The sequence below is a fragment of the Ruegeria sp. ABD4_443 genome (assembly GCF_056160865.1).
The window spans coordinates 1-14,977 of sequence record NZ_JBSWYA010000009.1 but is presented as its reverse complement, the minus strand read 5'-3'; the positions used below and the strand labels follow the sequence as shown (position 1 = coordinate 14,977).

Below are 14,977 nucleotides of genomic sequence, written 5' to 3'. Positions count from 1 at the left end.
GGGCGGCGTCTTGGAAAACTCTGGGGTCTATGTAAGCGGGTCTTGGCCCGCTCACAAGCGCTTACTCTGCCGCAGCAGCTTTTGTGACCGTCAGTGAACCGCCCGCTTTTTCAACTGCCTCGACGGCAGCTTTCGAAGCACCTGTGACTTCCAGGTTCACCTTGGTGCTGATCTCGCCTTTGGCCAGAACGCGGATACCGTCCAGCTTGCGGCGAACCAGACCGGATGCAACCAGTGCGTCTTCGGTGATCGCGGCTTTGGCGTCCAGCTTGCCGGCCTCGACGAATTTCTGGATCAGGCCCAGGTTGACAACGGCGAATTCCTTGCGGTTCGGCTTGTTAAAGCCGCGCTTGGGCAGGCGTTGGTACAGCGGCATCTGGCCGCCTTCATAGCCGTTGATGGCCACACCCGAACGGGATTTCTGGCCTTTGATACCACGGCCACCCATTTTACCTTTGCCGGAACCGGGACCACGGCCAACGCGGGTGCGTTTCGGTGTGGCGCCAGGATTGTCGCGCAATTCGTGCAGTTTCATGTCGCTTCTCCTTTGCCGGAAATGACCCCGAAGCGTGATGGGTCAAACGCGGCGTTTCTTGATTTTGATTCTCGTGGCGCGCGGCCACCGGAGCGCGATACAGCTTTGTGGCCTTGGTTGCAAGGTTTGTTGTCGTACCCCGCCCCCATCATCAGCCCCAAAAAGAAAAAGAGGCGCCGTTCTGGCACCTCTTTTCCCGTGTGAGCGGTGGGGCTTTACGCGCAATATGCGTGTTTATGAGCGATGTCGGCGATATCGCAGCGACGCACGCCGATGTCGTTGAGTTCGCGGTCGCTCAGGTGTTGCAGCTCGGAATAGGTCCGGTGGAATTCGGCCGCTTGCGCGCGGGCCGTCTTGACGGTTTCGACAAACGCCCAGAACCGGTTGCTCAGGTTGAAGCCGCTATGTGTCAGTGTAGCTGTATGTGCCATATCTTTATTCCTTTCTGTGCCGAGGCGTATTCCCCGGTTGTTTCCATTTGTTCCTTTGTGGACAAGGCTCAGATAGGCATAGTCGATACCGCTAACAACGCGCGTTTTGGTCTAGCCGGTATGCATTGCGGGAATGGTAGTACGGAAGTGGGCGCGCTACTACGAATGTAATGAATGTCCACAATGCGGGACAAAGCGGGCATTGCGGAATATCGCGGCGATTAAACCAAGGGCCATTTCAACAAACCCCTCATCTCGGCGCTCATTTGGTGCAGGTCAATGACGAGCACCTCTCACTATCGCTTACGTATGCAGTCTGGCTCTAACGAGCTGCACTTAAGTTTCCCCTCGGAAAGAGTTCCGCTGATTCCACTTTCTGAATAGATCGACAACAGAAGACTTGTTTCCTGATGAATCTCTTGCCCCTTGACCAAAGAGCCCGAGAAGAAGAACTAATACGCTGACAAAGCTATAAATTGCGTTAATCATCCAAACGACGAGAAAAAGGTATGCAAAAACGACCAACCCAGCTTTGAGATACCAGTTTTGACCGGACTCAACCTCAAGCGGAATCGCCAAAATCCGAATTGCACTCGTAATGAACACAAACCCCAAGACGGAAAAAAGAACTGCGGCCAAGGGCGCAAAGTCGCTAATTCTAAGGCACCAACGCGAAAGCGTACATGCCGGAAAAATCAATAACTTAAACAGTCTCATATTCATAAGGTCGCACAAGAGTGCGCAGGGTTCAATATAAGGGAACACTGAACTTCCTGCTGCCGCACGGGCATCCCAAGAGGTACTCCACATCGTTCTTGACCCATCTTTAAAACCAGTTCGGTCCACTACCTCAGGCTGAATTCCAATGGCGGCTAGGGGCTCAAAGCAGACCTATAATACAAAAAACGCCCCCGAGAATCGGAGACGTTTTCTAGTTCATTGGAAGTGCGCTTAGCCGCGTTCTTCGATGATCTCAACCAGATGCGGGATCTTGTTGACCATGCCGCGGACCGAGGGGGTATCCTCAAGCTCGCGGGTTTTGTTCATCTTGTTCAGGCCCAGTCCGATCAGGGTTGCGCGCTGTTCGGCGGGACGACGGATCGGCGAGCCGATCTGTTTTACGACGATGGTTTTTGCCATTGCTCGCTACTCCTTACGCTTCGGCTTCGGCCGGTGCTTCGTCCCGCTTGGGCAGGATGTCGGCAACTTTTTTGCCACGACGCTGTGCAACCGAACGCGGGCTCTGCTCTTTGGTCAGGCCGTTGATGGTGGCGCGGATCATGTTGTACGGGTTCTGCGAGCCCAGCGACTTGGACACAACGTCCTTGACGCCCAGCATTTCGAACACGGCACGCATCGGACCACCGGCGATGATACCGGTACCTTCAGGCGCGGTGCGCATGACCACTTTACCGGCGCCGTGACGGCCTTCGATATCGTGGTGCAGGGTGCGGCCTTCACGCAGTTGCACGCGGATCATCTGACGCTTGGCTTGTTCAGTTGCCTTGCGGATCGCCTCGGGTACTTCTTTCGCTTTACCCTTGCCAAAGCCGACACGGCCTTTCTGATCGCCGACAACCACCAGAGCGGCGAAGCCAAAGCGCTTACCACCTTTTACGGTTTTCGACACACGGTTGATCGCAACCAGGCGATCTGCAAATTCCGGTGCTTCGTCACGGTCGCGGCCACGGCCCCGACGGTTTTCACGTTCTGCCATTTGGCATCCCTTTTCTCATGTGGCGCTTGTCGCGCCGTTTGCTTCAATCCAAGTGAGCCCCGACTGCTGCCAGGGCCCCCGGATCATCGGGGCAGCCGCAAAGCTGCCCGCAAGTCTTAGATCTTCAGACCACCTTCACGCGCGGCGTCGGCAACTGCCTTCACCTTGCCGTGGAACAGGAAGCCACCACGATCGAAATAGGCCTCTTCGACGCCTGCCTTCTTGGCACGCTCGGCGATGGCCGCGCCCACTTTGGTGGCCGCTTCGACGTTGTTCTTGCCAACAACACCCAGGTCTTTTTCCAGGGTCGAGGCCGAGGCCAGGGTCACGCCACGAACGTCGTCGATCAGCTGAACGCTGATGTTCTTGTTCGAACGGTGAACCGACAGGCGTACACGGCCGGCGTTGACTTTGCGAAGTTTGTTCCGAACGCGCAGGCGGCGCTTCAGAAACAGGGTTCTTTTGCTGTTTGCCATTGTCTGCGTCCTTACTTCTTCTTGCCTTCCTTGCGGAAGATGAACTCGCCCTTATAGCGGATGCCCTTGCCTTTATACGGCTCGGGACGGCGCCATTCGCGGATTTTCGCCGCGACTTCGCCCACCTGCTGCTGGTCGATACCTTCCACAACGATCTCGGTCTGCTTCGGTGCGGTGATGGTGACACCTTCCGGGGCAGTGAAATCAACATCGTGGCTGTAGCCCAGGTTCAGCTTCAGGGTGTTGCCCTGCATCTGAGCCCGGTAACCAACACCCTGGATCTCCAGCTCTTTTTTGAAGCCTTCGGTCACACCGGTTACCAGGTTGGCAACCATGGTGCGGCTCATGCCCCACTGCTGGCGGGCACGCTTGGACGAACCACGCGGATCAATTTTGACCACGTTGTCTTCGACCGACAGGGTGACATCGTCAGTTGCGGTGAAGCTGCGGGTGCCTTTCGGACCTTTGACTTCGATGGTCTGACCCGACACAGAGGCGGAAACGCCGCTGGGCAGCTCGACCGGTTTTTTACCAATACGAGACATTGCAGACCTCCTTAGAAGACGGTGCAGAGCACTTCGCCGCCAACATTGTTGGAGCGAGCGTTTGCGTCCGACATCACACCTTTCGGAGTGCTGACAATCGACACGCCCAGACCCTGACGGACCTGCGGGATGTCATTGACGCCCATGTAAACGCGGCGACCGGGCTTGGAAACCCGCTTCAGTTCGCGAATGACAGGGGTGCCTTCGTAGTATTTCAGGCTGATTTCAATGGCGGGGTGACCGTTTTCACCGGTCGTCGCCTCGTAGCCACGGATGTAACCTTCGTCCGCCAGCACGTCCAGAACCCAACCGCGCAGCTTAGATGCGGGGGTGGAAACGGTGGACTTGCCGCGCATTTGCGCGTTGCGGATACGGGTGAGCATATCGCCGATAGGATCATTCATATCTATGTCTCCCTTACCAGCTCGATTTCACCATGCCGGGGATCTGACCAGCAGAACCCAGCTCGCGCAGCGCGATACGGCTGACCTTCAGCTTACGGTAGTAAGCGTGGGGACGACCGGTCAGCTGACAACGGTTGTGCAGACGGGTAGCCGAGCTGTTGCGCGGCAGTTTCGCCAGTTTCAGACGCGCTTTGAAACGCTCTTCCATCGGCTTGCTCTCGTCATTCGCGATTTCTTTCAGCTCGGCACGCTTTGCGGCATATTTGGCCACCAGGCGTTCGCGCTTCTTCTCGCGTTCGATCATTGCTTTTTTAGCCATGTCTCAATCCTCCCGGCGCTTACGCGTTGAACGGCATGTTGAAAGCTTTCAACAGTGCCTTTGCTTCAGCGTCGGTTTTCGCTGTGGTGGCAATTACGATATCCAGGCCCCAGACCTCGTCGACCTTGTCGAAGTCGATTTCCGGGAACACGATGTGCTCTTTCATGCCCATGGCAAAGTTGCCCTGGCCATCGAAAGACGGCTTAACACCGCGGAAGTCACGAACGCGCGGCAGCGCGATGGTGATCAGGCGATCCAGGAATTCGTACATCCGGTCACCGCGCAGGGTCACTTTGGCACCCAGCGGCATATCTTCACGGACGCGGAAACCCGCGATCGACTTCTTCGCCTTGGTTGCAACGGCCTGTTGGCCAGCAATCGCAGTCAGATCTTCGACGGCAGCTTTCGCTTTCTTCGAGTCTTTGACGGCCTCGGCACCACACCCGATGTTCAGAACGATCTTGTCCAGCTTGGGCAGCTGCATGTCGTTCTTGTAGCCGAACTCTTCTTTCAGAGCGGCACGGATGGTTTCGGCGTACTGAGCTTTCAGACGCGGGGTGTAGGTTGCGGTATCAAGCATCGATCACGTCCCCTGTGGTCTTGGCGAAACGCACCTTCTTGTCGCCTTCCATGCGGAAGCCAACGCGGGTTGCTTTGCCGTTCTTGTCCAGCAGTGCCAGGTTCGACAGCTCGATCGGGTTTGCCTGAGGCAGGCGACCCCCTTGCGAGGTTTGCGACTGACGGGTGTGGCGGATGGCGATGTTGATGCCATCGACAACAGCTTTACCGGCTTTGGGGTCAACCGAGGTAATGGTTCCCTCTTTGCCCTTGTCCTTGCCGGCCAGTACGACGACCTTGTCGCCTTTGCGGAGTTTAGCAGCCATGATTACAGCACCTCCGGAGCCAGCGAGATGATTTTCATGAAGTTCTTGCCGCGCAGTTCGCGAACAACGGGGCCAAAGATACGGGTACCTACGGGCTCATTGTTGTTGTTCAGGATGACGGCGGCGTTGCGATCGAAACGGATCGCGGTGCCGTCTTCGCGACGGACTTCCTTGGCGGTGCGCACGACGACGGCCTTACGGACGTCACCTTTCTTTACGCGGCCGCGCGGGATGGCTTCCTTCACCGAGACGACAATGATGTCGCCAACGGAGGCGTATTTACGCTTGGAACCACCCAGGACCTTGATGCACTGAACTCGGCGTGCGCCGGAGTTGTCAGCGACATCCAGATTGGTCTGCATCTGGATCATGTGGTTTCTCCCGACCTGTGGGGGCTGGTCTCGTTAGTTCCCCCAGGGTTTCGACAAATGGAAAAATCCCGAAAGCTTACGCTTCCAGAACTTCCCAACGTTTCGTCTTCGATTTCGGCGCGCATTCGATGATGCGTACGGTGTCGCCGACCTTGAAGGCGTTCTTTTCGTCATGAGCCCGGTATTTCTTGGACTTACGAACGGTTTTGTGCAGCAGCGGGTGCTTGAAACGGCGTTCGACCGAAACAGTCACGGTTTGCTCGTTGGCGTCGCTGGTTACCACGCCGGACAGGATACGCTTGGGCATCTGATTACTCCTCGGATGCCGCGGCAGCGGCCTTTTCGTTCAGAATGGTTTTGACGCGGGCAGCGTTGCGGCGGGCCGCTTTGATGCCAGCAGTGTTTTCCAGCTGACCGGTCGCCTGTTGAAAGCGCAGGTTAAAGCTTTCTTTCTTCAGGTTGGCCAGTTCCTCGCGGAGCTGGTCCGGGGTCTTGTCACGCAGTTCTTGGGCGCTCATCGCCTTTTTCCTTTGCTCAAAACACCAGAAGGCCCCGTATACGGGTCACCTTTGACCTGGTGGATGAATGATAGACATACGAATCGCCCGACAACGCCGGGAGATCGCAAGATGCCGCTCTATAGGGGTTTGGGGTGTGGGTGGCAAGAGGAAGTTTGGCGGACTGATCCAGTACCTGAGTTCAGCGATCATCCCAGAAACAAAATGTCGCGTAGTCGTTTACCCAACAGGCTTCTTCACGCAACAAGTCGCGCTGAATATTATCAGCATGAGAGGCATAAGGCTCGCCATTCCAGACAACTTCACCAATTCCATCCCCGGCGGAATAGAAACTGCCCCAGAACTTTCCGTTGTATGTTTTGAAATCAAACGATCCAAAACCATCTGTTGGGTCAAACTCGCAAGGGCCGTCGACCTTGGTCTCTCCATCCTCGTTTATCAGGCATGAAACTTCTCGGGCTTGGCCGAGTTCAGCAAAGGCTGGCGATGTGGCGACCAGCATGCTGATAGCGGCCAGGATGTTCTTTTTCATTTTCTTCTTGTCTAATGTTGCTAGCGCTGCGCCGATCTCTGCCCATTTCGAAAAACAGTCATGCCGGCTCGCCGGAATTCAAATCAACTTGGAGGAGAATAGCAATAGGAAATCATGGCTTAAGGGGTGGCAATTGGGCTCCGCCCGTTCGCCCCTCAATCGCTCCACCGGAGCGATTGCCGCTGTGCGGACCGGGGCTCACTCCCACTTATAGTTAAAACTCACCGAAATCCGCTCATCCTCGGCCATGTTCATCGGCACCTCGTGGCGCAGCCAGCTTTCCCACAGCAGCACATCGCCCAATTGCGGCTTCACATAGATGAACGGCTGCAAATCCCGCCGTCCACCTTTGATCCGAGTAGGTGCCGCCATCATGCGGCCCGAGCGCGGGTCTTCCAGTTTCAGCGCACTCGCCCCATCGGGCATTGCCACATAGGTCGTGCCCGAAATCACGCTGTGCGGGTGCAGGTGGCTGGAATGCATGCCGCCCTCAGGCAGGATGTTGATCCAGAGGTCTTCCAGCTTCAACTCGCCCTCACCCAGATCAAACTCCAGATCCTTGGCAAAGGCCGCGACGTGCTGGTCCAGCGCGGCGACCAGATCAGCGAAGATCGGAAAGCGCCACGGCAGATCGGTCAGCGAGGCATAGCTGGTATAGCCGGGATAGCCGTTATCCGCACACCAGTCCTGCCCGGCCTCATCATCCTCGGCGACGACAAGGCAGGAGCTTTCAAGCTCTCCTGCATCGATCTTAGGATCGAACTCAGACAAAGCTGCGCGATAAAGACGTGTAACGAAGAGTGATTCAATCTGTGCCATGCGCCGGTCTTAATCCAGGCGGTTTCCAATTGCGAGGCTCTGCCTCGCGCTCCGGGATATTTTTGGCCAGATGAAGAACGGATCCCCAGCTTCATCTGGCTCTAAATATCCCGGGGAGGCGCGGCTTGCCGCGGCGGGGGCAGAGCCCCCATTCAATTGAGAAACCCCGCCGGTTTCCCGACGGGGTCAGTCTTGTCACGAACGGGGCCGCGGCCCCAATCGCTTACCAGTCTTCGCGGACCACGACGCGGGTCTTGATCGGCAGTTTCATCGCGGCCAGGCGCAGGGCCTCGCGGGCGATGTCGTCATTGACGCCGTCGATCTCGAACATCACGCGGCCAGGCTTGACCTTGCAAGCCCAGCGGTCGACCGAACCCTTACCTTTACCCATACGAACTTCGATCGGCTTTGCCGTGACCGGAGTGTCGGGGAAGATGCGGATCCAGACACGGCCCTGACGCTTCATGTGACGCGTCATGGCGCGACGTGCAGCTTCGATCTGGCGTGCAGTTACACGCTCAGGCTCAAGAGCTTTCAGGCCGTAGGTGCCAAAGTTCAGATCAGAGCCGCCTTTGGCGAGACCCTTGATCCGGCCTTTGTGCATCTTGCGGAATTTAGTACGCTTTGGTTGAAGCATATCTTTCCCTCCTTAGCGACGACCGCCACCAGCACCACGAGGTGCAGGGCCGTCCTGGAGTTCCTGTGCTTTACGGTCACGTGCCTGCGGATCGTGCTCCATGATCTCACCTTTGAAGATCCAGACCTTGATCCCGATGATCCCGTAGGGGGTCATCGCTTCGGCATGTGCGTAATCGATGTCGGCACGCAGGGTATGCAGAGGCACGCGGCCTTCGCGGTACCACTCGGTCCGTGCGATTTCGGCGCCGCCCAGACGACCAGCGACGTTCACCCGGATACCCAGGGCGCCCATGCGCATGGCGTTCTGAACCGAGCGCTTCATTGCGCGACGGAACGAAACACGACGTTCCAGCTGCTGAGCGATGGACTCGGCAACCAGCTGTGCGTCAAGCTCGGGCTTGCGCACTTCGACGATGTTCAGGTGCAGTTCGCTGTCGGTCATGCTGGCAAGCTTTTTGCGCAGAACTTCGATGTCTGCACCTTTCTTGCCGATGATGACACCGGGACGCGCGGTGTGGATCGTAACGCGGCACTTTTTGTGCGGACGTTCGATGATCACACGGGCCACGCCGGCCTGCTTGCACTCTTTGTTGATGAACTCACGGATCTTGATGTCTTCGAGCAGAAGATCACCGTAGTCCTTGGTGTCGGCGTACCAGCGGCTGTCCCAGGTGCGGTTGACCTGCAGGCGCATGCCGATCGGATTTACTTTATGACCCATTAGGCTTGCTCCTCAACTTGACGCACCTTGATGGTGATCTCCGAGAACGGCTTCATGATCTTGCCGAAACGGCCACGGGCACGCGGACGACCGCGCTTCATGACCAGGTTCTTGCCAACCCATGCTTCGGCGACGATCAGCTCGTCAACGTCCAGGTTGTGGTTGTTTTCGGCATTCGCGATTGCGGACTGCAGGCACTTTTTGACGTCCTGCGCGACACGCTTGTTCGAGAAAGTCAGGTCGGTCAGGGCCTTCTCGACTTTCTTGCCGCGGATCATCTGCGCAACCAGGTTCAGTTTCTGCGGGCTGGTGCGAAGCATGCGGGTTTTCGCCATTGCTTCGTTTTCAGCCACGCGGCGGGGGTTCTTTTCCTTGCCCATGACTTACTTCCGCTTCGCTTTTTTGTCTGCGGCGTGGCCATAATAGGTCCGGGTCGGCGAGTATTCACCGAACTTCTGACCGATCATGTCTTCCGAGACGTTGACGGGGATATGCTTCTGGCCGTTGTACACACCAAAGGTCAGACCCACGAACTGGGGCAGAATGGTGGAACGACGCGACCAGATTTTGATGACTTCGTTGCGGCCCGACTCGCGCGCTGCTTCGGCTTTTTTCAGCACGTAAGCATCGACGAAAGGACCCTTCCAAACAGAGCGAGACATAGATTAACGTCCCTTCTTCTTGGCGTGCCGCGAGCGGATAATCAGCTTCTGGGACGCTTTGTTCTTGTTGCGGGTACGCTTACCCTTGGTGTCCTTACCCCACGGTGTAACCGGTGTACGGCCACCCGAGGTACGACCTTCACCACCACCATGCGGGTGATCGATCGGGTTCATTGCAACACCACGAACCGACGGACGAACGCCCTTGTGGCGCATACGACCGGCTTTACCGAGGTTTTGGTTGCTGTTGTCGGGGTTGGACACGGCACCGATGGTGGCCATGCATTCCTGACGGACCATGCGCAGCTCGCCCGAGCTCAGACGGATCTGAGCGTAGCCGCCATCGCGACCAACGAACTGAGCGTAAGTACCGGCCGCACGTGCGATCTGACCGCCTTTGCCAGGCTTCATCTCGATGTTGTGGACGATGGTACCGATGGGCATGCCCGAGAACGGCATAGCGTTGCCCGGCTTGATGTCAGCTTTTGCCGACGCGATGACCTTGTCACCAACAGCCAGACGCTGCGGAGCCAGGATATAGGCCTGCTCGCCGTCTTCGTATTTTACCAGTGCGATGAATGCGGTCCGGTTCGGGTCATATTCGATCCGCTCGACGGTTGCCGCGACATCAAATTTGTTCCGTTTGAAGTCAACGATCCGGTAGAGACGCTTTGCGCCACCGCCGCGGCGGCGTGAAGTGATCCGTCCGGTGTTGTTCCGGCCGCCCGATTTGGTCAAACCCTCAGTGAGAGATTTGACCGGACGTCCTTTCCAAAGCTCCGAACGGTCGATCAGCACCAGCCCGCGCTGGCCCGGCGTCGTCGGCTTGTACGACTTGAGTGCCATGCTTTCTGTCTTCCGTTTAGCAAGTGCGAGGGATTTCCCCGCTATGTGATAGGCCCCCGTAGGTGCCAAGGGTATAGGGCCCCGAAGGTCCCCGGTTACAAATATCAGAGGCCCCGGAACGAATCCGAGGCCGCAAGATTGGGAGCGTGTAACAGGGTTGGGGGTGGGTGTCTATAGGGTGGTAGTGATTTGTATGGTCGCCCTTATAGAATATGAGCTAAGACTTGTCGCCCGCCTTCATGATCAGTGTAGAAGCTTTGTCAGCTATTCGCTCCGCCACTGTGTTTACAGTCCCATCATCCATTTTGTTTGATCCACCCATGGTGTGGCTATGTTGCTGACCGAACATACGTTTGATCAACTCAGCTTTAATCTCCTTCTGATCCTTTTCCTCCAAGTTGGCAATGAAGGGATCGAGGGCTTTGGTCTCAAGAGCGAAGGATCGCATCTGCCTCTCGTTGTCTCGGTGCATTTTTGATTGCCGCGACGCGTATCCGGCTGTCACCAAAAGAATTGCTGTAAGCGATGATGCCGTGACGATGTTGGCCCAATTTATAGCGCCAGAGTCAGTTGGCTCAAACCCGATCCAATACTTGAAACCCAACCATATGATAGCTGCGACCAGTGATCCCATGGATATCCATCGCCAAAGGTCAGCCTCTTGCTTTTCTTCACCAGCGCTCTTTTGGTACCCTCCGGCGACACTATCCCGGCCAACCAATTCGTGTATTTCCAACACAGCCCGATGCTTCTCTTTCACATCCGCCATAACCGTTTCGCCTCGCTTCGCAAAACGCTCCAGAAGCGCCGCGAGTTTTTCGGCTTGTGTCTTCCCTAACTCTATATGCTGAGTATCTGCCGACTTTCTCCATTCGGACAACAGCTCTTCAAACTTCGTATCCCGTTCTATTTGAGCTTCGGAATGTTCTTCAGCGCGAGCTGTTTGCTTTTCCGTGAAGTCAGACTGCCACTCTGAAAGCTTCGTTTCAGCGTCTGCCGAAAGATGATCTAGCTGGTCCCCTAAGTCGTTCGCCTTACTTTCTAGTTTGGAGTGGGCCTCAGCAGTTTCTTCAAGTTTTCCCTCTGTCTGTTTGATGAAGCCTTCCATCGATGCGGAAAATGATCTGTAGGCTTTTTCTGCTTGCTCAATGACCTTCTGAGGCTCGGGGAGTCGGGACATCGCCGCCAATTGATAGATCTGCGGAGCGTATTGTGTTATGTGATTGTTGGCGGTTTGCAGGTGCGTTATCTGAGGTGAACTCGAATAAGCTTGAAGCTGTTGAAAAAATTGCCCATGTCGCAAGTGTTGGTTGATCTGATCTAATAAAGCCTTTGGAAAAAACTCATCATCCAAGCCTGTAACAATAGTCTGTAAGTTACCTAGAACCTTCGTAAGTCGGTGCCGTTCCACCTGAAATTCCGGTTCGTTGTTCTCCACTGCAGCATCTAAAAATTCTGCAGATTGCCGCAGTGTTTCGTGTAGTGGGTGTTTCTCAAATTCGTTAGACCAACGCGACAACTATTAGCACCTCCAATGCACTGCCCGCACACCTTATGCATGCAAAAACATCAATTGCCAGAGGCATACGCAAAACCCACAAAAAAACCCCCGCCTATCGGCGGGGGCCTTTATTTCGCTCCAAAGACGGGTTCGATCAGAGACCGGTGGACACGTCGATGGTGTTACCCTCTTCCAGGGTCACATATGCTTTCTTGACGTCTTTCCGACGGCCCAACTGGCCGCGGAATCGCTTGACCTTGCCTTTGGTCACGGTGGTGTTCACCGCCTTGACCTTCACACCAAACAGCGCCTCAACGGCCTCTTTGATCTGCGGCTTGTTGCTGTCGATCGCCACTTCAAAGACAACCGCGCCGTTTTCGGACGCCATGGTCGACTTCTCAGTAATGATCGGCTTGCGGATCACGTCGTAGTGTTCTGCCTTCGCGCTCATTTCAGACGAGCCTCCAGTGCTTCGACAGCCGCTTTGGTGAGCACCAGGGTGTCACGCTTGAGGATGTCATAGACGTTTGCGCCCATCGACGGCAGGATATCCAGACCTTCGATGTTCTTGGACGCTTTCAGGAACCCTTCGTTCACGGTCGCGCCGTCGATGACCAGAGCGCGTTTCCAGCCCAGGTTTGCAACCTGTTTGGCCAGAGCAGCGGTCTTGCCTTCGGCTTCGGCGTTCTCGATCACAACCAGTTCACCTGCCTTGGCTTTGGCCGACAGAGCGTGGCGCAGGCCAAGCTTGCGGAACTTTTTCGGCAGGTCGTGGCCGTGCGAACGAACAACGGGGCCTTTGTAGATACCACCACCACGGAAGATCGGCGCGTTACGGTCACCATGGCGTGCGCCACCGGTGCCCTTCTGGCGATAGATCTTCTTGGTCGAGTAGCTGGTTTCCGAGCGGGTCTTGACCTTGTGGGTGCCGGCCTGCGCGTTGTTGCGCTGCCAACGGACCACACGGTGCAGGATGTCCGCGCGCGGCTCGAGGCCGAACAGGTCCGCATCCAGCTCGATGTTGCCGGCTTTGCCGCCGTCCAGTTTGATTACATCAAGTTTCATGCTTCACCACCTTCCGCGGGCGCTTCTTCCGCAGGTGCTTCGGTTGCAGCCGATTTCACAGCAGCCGGGAAAGGCAGGCCTTCCGGTGCTTTCTTCTTGACGGCGTCCTTGACGGTGACCCAGCCCGATTTCGGTCCGGGAACGGCGCCTTTGATGAAGACCAGGTTCCGGTCGGCGTCGGTTTTGACAACTTCCAGGTTCTGGGTGGTGACACGGGCAGCACCCATGTGACCGGCCATCTTCTTGCCTTTGAACACCTTGCCCGGGTCCTGACACTGACCTGTCGAACCGTGCGAACGGTGGCTGATCGAAACACCGTGCGAGGCGCGCAGACCACCGAAGTTGTGCCGCTTCATCGCACCGGCAAAGCCTTTACCGATCGAGGTACCCGAAACGTCAACTTTCTGACCTTCCAGGAAGTGTTCTGCCGAAATCTCGGCGCCCACTTCGATCAGGCCATCTTCGGAGACGCGGAACTCGGCCAGCTTACGCTTGGGCTCGACCTTGGCAGCGGCATAGTGACCGCGCATGGCCTTCGAGGTGCGTTTTGCCTTGGCAGCACCGGCGCCCAGCTGAACGGCGGTATAGCCGTCTTTGTCAGCGGTACGCTGTGCAACAACCTGCAGGTTGTCCAGGTGAAGAACGGTCACAGGGATCTGCTTGCCGTCTTCCATGAACAGGCGGGTCATGCCGACTTTTTTTGCGATAATACCAGAGCGCATAATCTATACCCTCCGATCTTACGACTGCAGCTTGATCTCGACGTCCACACCAGCAGCGAGGTCGAGCTTCATCAGCGCGTCAACGGTCTGGGGGGTCGGATCAACGATGTCGAGCAGACGCTTGTGCGTACGGATCTCGAACTGGTCGCGGGATTTCTTGTCAACGTGAGGGCCACGGAGAACCGTGAACTTCTCAATCTTGTTCGGCAGCGGGATCGGGCCGCGCACGTTCGCGCCGGTCCGCTTGGCAGTGTTGACGATCTCTTGCGTGCTGGCATCCAGAACGCGATAGTCAAATGCCTTCAGCCGAATACGGATATTTTGGCTTTGCATAGATACAGCCTTTTATCAGGCGTTGAGGTTGAGAGGAGGACAGACGCGCATCGCCAACCCTCTTCGAACCCAAAAGGCGGGAATCACCCCGCCTTGACGTTCTTGTTGAGAACTCGCGCGTATTAGTTGGGTTGGCGGGGTTTGGCAAGGGGGAATTAGCACGCGCATCCTATAATCGGAGCAAAGCAGCGGCCTCACCCGGCGAGCAAATCTTCAAGTGTTCAAATCCGGGCTTTTCAGAGAGTTTCTTCTTAAAGTTCTTGTCGCTTGTAACGAATACATCCCGCTTGTGGTGTTCATGCGCCCAGATCATTTGCCTATCACACCAAGCGTTGCGCCATTTCTTTCTATATTTGTCTAGTTCATCATCGGAACTTGGGGACATTCGCTCAATGTAGTCTGATGATTTGAAATTGATGTTTGAAAACAGAGCCTCATGAAACTGGCGCTCTCTTTCTATCATATCCCCACCTGCAATCAGAGCGTGGTCAATATAGCTGATATCACAGTAGGCCATGCCCAAGATATGCGGCATGTCACCAAAATTCAGTTTGCCCAGTCTATCCTCAAAGTCTCGATACGAATTCAAAAAGTAGTCGCCATCCTGTTTCTCCGAGGCACTAACGGCGACAAAAGCGGCGTCGCAACGATGTTCCTTATGAGCTGCAACAATTGCCAATATCGAACGGCTACCGTCTCGGCTCAATTCCACGTCGATTAAGCAGTTTGTATCAAAGGTAAATGTCAGCATCTATTTCGCTCGAATATCTATAAAACTTATTTAATCTGTGTGTTCAAATTAAAAAGGCCGCCCCCAGTGGGAGCGGCCTTCTTTAGTTCAACCGAGTGGGCTCTCATTGCTCTTTCAGAGCAACTGCCGCCCACCGCTTTCCAAAATTATTCGATAATTTTGGAAACGACACCAGCGCCGACGGTG

At 55.9% G+C, this 14,977-nt stretch carries 27 protein-coding genes; all 27 read right to left on the bottom strand.

Features of this window, described 5'->3' with window-relative positions; translation table 11 throughout:
* Positions 1–61: 61 nt before the first annotated feature.
* The 27 genes from rplO to ACXAG8_RS15490 all read right to left on the bottom strand — a co-directional run bounded on the left by rplO (position 62) and on the right by ACXAG8_RS15490 (position 14,791).
* Positions 62–535, bottom strand: a complete 474-nt coding sequence (gene rplO, locus ACXAG8_RS15620) for a 50S ribosomal protein L15 (RefSeq protein WP_475228314.1) — start codon at positions 533–535, stop codon at positions 62–64.
* A gap of 215 nt (positions 536–750) precedes the next feature.
* Positions 751–966 (bottom strand): DUF1127 domain-containing protein, encoded by a 216-nt coding sequence (locus ACXAG8_RS15615; protein WP_475228311.1) that lies wholly within the window; start codon positions 964–966, stop codon positions 751–753.
* A gap of 336 nt (positions 967–1,302) precedes the next feature.
* The gene (locus tag ACXAG8_RS15610) at positions 1,303–1,683 is read right to left on the bottom strand and encodes a hypothetical protein (RefSeq protein ID WP_475228306.1); all 381 of its coding nucleotides are present in this window, start codon (positions 1,681–1,683) and stop codon (positions 1,303–1,305) included.
* A gap of 234 nt (positions 1,684–1,917) precedes the next feature.
* Positions 1,918–2,106 (bottom strand): 50S ribosomal protein L30, encoded by a 189-nt coding sequence (gene rpmD / locus ACXAG8_RS15605; RefSeq protein WP_170402795.1) that lies wholly within the window; start codon positions 2,104–2,106, stop codon positions 1,918–1,920.
* A gap of 13 nt (positions 2,107–2,119) precedes the next feature.
* Complete coding sequence (gene rpsE, locus ACXAG8_RS15600) at positions 2,120–2,683, bottom strand: 30S ribosomal protein S5 (RefSeq protein WP_475228295.1); 564 nt, start codon at positions 2,681–2,683, stop codon at positions 2,120–2,122.
* A gap of 116 nt (positions 2,684–2,799) precedes the next feature.
* Positions 2,800–3,159, bottom strand: a complete 360-nt coding sequence (gene rplR, locus ACXAG8_RS15595; protein WP_039523386.1) for a 50S ribosomal protein L18 — start codon at positions 3,157–3,159, stop codon at positions 2,800–2,802.
* Between the two features lie 11 nt (positions 3,160–3,170).
* A complete protein-coding gene (rplF, locus tag ACXAG8_RS15590; protein WP_475228290.1) occupies positions 3,171–3,704 on the bottom strand; it encodes a 50S ribosomal protein L6 in 534 nt (177 codons plus the stop codon).
* Positions 3,705–3,715: 11 nt separating this feature from the next.
* Entirely contained in the window at positions 3,716–4,108 is a 393-nt protein-coding gene (gene rpsH, locus ACXAG8_RS15585) for a 30S ribosomal protein S8 (RefSeq protein ID WP_010437099.1), read from the bottom strand.
* 13 nt (positions 4,109–4,121) lie between these two features.
* The gene (gene rpsN / locus ACXAG8_RS15580) at positions 4,122–4,427 is read right to left on the bottom strand and encodes a 30S ribosomal protein S14 (RefSeq protein WP_010437098.1); all 306 of its coding nucleotides are present in this window, start codon (positions 4,425–4,427) and stop codon (positions 4,122–4,124) included.
* 19 nt (positions 4,428–4,446) lie between these two features.
* A complete protein-coding gene (gene rplE / locus ACXAG8_RS15575) occupies positions 4,447–5,007 on the bottom strand; it encodes a 50S ribosomal protein L5 (protein WP_475228284.1) in 561 nt (186 codons plus the stop codon).
* A complete protein-coding gene (gene rplX / locus ACXAG8_RS15570) occupies positions 5,000–5,311 on the bottom strand; it encodes a 50S ribosomal protein L24 (protein WP_010437096.1) in 312 nt (103 codons plus the stop codon). The genes rplE and rplX overlap by 8 nt, the downstream gene beginning before the upstream one ends.
* Positions 5,312–5,313: 2 nt before the next feature.
* Complete coding sequence (gene rplN / locus ACXAG8_RS15565) at positions 5,314–5,682, bottom strand: 50S ribosomal protein L14 (protein ID WP_008757934.1); 369 nt, start codon at positions 5,680–5,682, stop codon at positions 5,314–5,316.
* A gap of 76 nt (positions 5,683–5,758) precedes the next feature.
* Entirely contained in the window at positions 5,759–5,989 is a 231-nt protein-coding gene (gene rpsQ / locus ACXAG8_RS15560; protein WP_152459158.1) for a 30S ribosomal protein S17, read from the bottom strand.
* A gap of 4 nt (positions 5,990–5,993) precedes the next feature.
* Positions 5,994–6,200, bottom strand: coding sequence for a 50S ribosomal protein L29 (gene rpmC, locus ACXAG8_RS15555; protein ID WP_475228271.1), 207 nt, complete (start codon positions 6,198–6,200; stop codon positions 5,994–5,996).
* Positions 6,201–6,381: 181 nt separating this feature from the next.
* A complete protein-coding gene (locus ACXAG8_RS15550; protein WP_475228266.1) occupies positions 6,382–6,732 on the bottom strand; it encodes a hypothetical protein in 351 nt (116 codons plus the stop codon).
* A 198-nt stretch (positions 6,733–6,930) separates the two neighbouring features.
* Positions 6,931–7,551: a 2OG-Fe(II) oxygenase family protein gene (locus ACXAG8_RS15545; RefSeq protein WP_475228260.1), complete on the bottom strand. Its 621-nt coding sequence runs from the start codon at positions 7,549–7,551 to the stop codon at positions 6,931–6,933.
* Positions 7,552–7,774: 223 nt separating this feature from the next.
* On the bottom strand, positions 7,775–8,188 hold the full coding sequence (gene rplP, locus ACXAG8_RS15540; protein ID WP_058283513.1) for a 50S ribosomal protein L16: 414 nt from the start codon (positions 8,186–8,188) through the stop codon (positions 7,775–7,777).
* A gap of 12 nt (positions 8,189–8,200) precedes the next feature.
* Positions 8,201–8,911 (bottom strand): 30S ribosomal protein S3, encoded by a 711-nt coding sequence (gene rpsC / locus ACXAG8_RS15535; RefSeq protein WP_475228254.1) that lies wholly within the window; start codon positions 8,909–8,911, stop codon positions 8,201–8,203.
* Positions 8,911–9,291, bottom strand: coding sequence for a 50S ribosomal protein L22 (gene rplV / locus ACXAG8_RS15530; protein ID WP_039538267.1), 381 nt, complete (start codon positions 9,289–9,291; stop codon positions 8,911–8,913). Before rplV ends, rpsC begins: the two co-directional genes overlap by 1 nt.
* A 3-nt stretch (positions 9,292–9,294) precedes the next feature.
* On the bottom strand, positions 9,295–9,573 hold the full coding sequence (gene rpsS, locus ACXAG8_RS15525; RefSeq protein WP_005980699.1) for a 30S ribosomal protein S19: 279 nt from the start codon (positions 9,571–9,573) through the stop codon (positions 9,295–9,297).
* A gap of 3 nt (positions 9,574–9,576) precedes the next feature.
* Entirely contained in the window at positions 9,577–10,419 is an 843-nt protein-coding gene (gene rplB, locus ACXAG8_RS15520; RefSeq protein ID WP_170531634.1) for a 50S ribosomal protein L2, read from the bottom strand.
* Positions 10,420–10,636: 217 nt separating this feature from the next.
* Positions 10,637–11,938, bottom strand: coding sequence for a hypothetical protein (locus ACXAG8_RS15515; protein WP_475228246.1), 1,302 nt, complete (start codon positions 11,936–11,938; stop codon positions 10,637–10,639).
* Positions 11,939–12,074: 136 nt separating this feature from the next.
* Complete coding sequence (locus ACXAG8_RS15510) at positions 12,075–12,371, bottom strand: 50S ribosomal protein L23 (protein ID WP_008757532.1); 297 nt, start codon at positions 12,369–12,371, stop codon at positions 12,075–12,077.
* Positions 12,368–12,985, bottom strand: coding sequence for a 50S ribosomal protein L4 (rplD, locus tag ACXAG8_RS15505; protein WP_010437039.1), 618 nt, complete (start codon positions 12,983–12,985; stop codon positions 12,368–12,370). Before rplD ends, ACXAG8_RS15510 begins: the two co-directional genes overlap by 4 nt.
* Positions 12,982–13,707: a 50S ribosomal protein L3 gene (rplC, locus tag ACXAG8_RS15500; protein WP_170574972.1), complete on the bottom strand. Its 726-nt coding sequence runs from the start codon at positions 13,705–13,707 to the stop codon at positions 12,982–12,984. Before rplC ends, rplD begins: the two co-directional genes overlap by 4 nt.
* A gap of 18 nt (positions 13,708–13,725) precedes the next feature.
* The gene (gene rpsJ / locus ACXAG8_RS15495; RefSeq protein ID WP_008756422.1) at positions 13,726–14,040 is read right to left on the bottom strand and encodes a 30S ribosomal protein S10; all 315 of its coding nucleotides are present in this window, start codon (positions 14,038–14,040) and stop codon (positions 13,726–13,728) included.
* A gap of 169 nt (positions 14,041–14,209) precedes the next feature.
* Positions 14,210–14,791: a hypothetical protein gene (locus ACXAG8_RS15490; protein ID WP_475228233.1), complete on the bottom strand. Its 582-nt coding sequence runs from the start codon at positions 14,789–14,791 to the stop codon at positions 14,210–14,212.
* Between the last annotated feature and the right edge of the window lie 186 nt (positions 14,792–14,977).